The 605-nt window shown below is 61.5% G+C and carries 1 pseudogene; it reads right to left on the bottom strand.

Annotated elements, in window-relative coordinates:
- Positions 1-432: pseudogene (locus tag DEQ92_RS21450) on the bottom strand (peptide chain release factor 1); the annotation flags it as partial.
- Positions 433-605: the final 173 nt, after the last annotated feature.

Below are 605 nucleotides of genomic sequence, written 5' to 3'. Positions count from 1 at the left end.
GGCGGCACGGCCCCGTTCGAGGACGACCAGACCGTACACCTCTGACGGGGTGAGCGCCTGCTCCACAGGGGCAGTCTCGAATTCAGCCGCACAGCGGTACAGCGAGACGTCGACGGGGACATCGAGATCGTCGAAGACGGCGTCCTGCAGCGCACCGTCGACGACACCAGCGTAGATGACGAGGCCGCTTGGTGGTGTCTCTTCGTACGCTTGGAGGAGGCGTCGGATGCGTCCGAGAGCGTCCTGGACGTGGGTTCGTGTTTGGTCGGATTTGATGTTCGCAGCCTGTGCATATTCGCGGTCGATGCGCTCACGGACCGCATGGAGTGATTTGTCTGGCGGGACGGCCACGGTGATGAGCTCGGTGCCCTCGCCACGGTAGTTTGTGAGCTGGTCGATTCGATCGCGGAGTTCGTACTCTGTGGTCTGCATTTGTTTCGGTGAAAGCGGCGTCGCTGCTCGATGAGAAGGCGATACACCCGCCGGCGCCGCTACCAACTACGAAAGAACAGAGCAAGCGCTCATCGTCCGCACGTTCACCTGGTGCACCGGCGGTGTGTGGTGCATACTATGTCGTTCGTGACGGTGCAGGATAATGCTTCCGT

This window comes from Haloferax sp. Atlit-6N (genome assembly GCF_003383195.1).
GTDB lineage: Archaea > Halobacteriota > Halobacteria > Halobacteriales > Haloferacaceae > Haloferax > Haloferax gibbonsii.
This window is presented reverse-complemented; position numbering and strand designations above follow the sequence as displayed.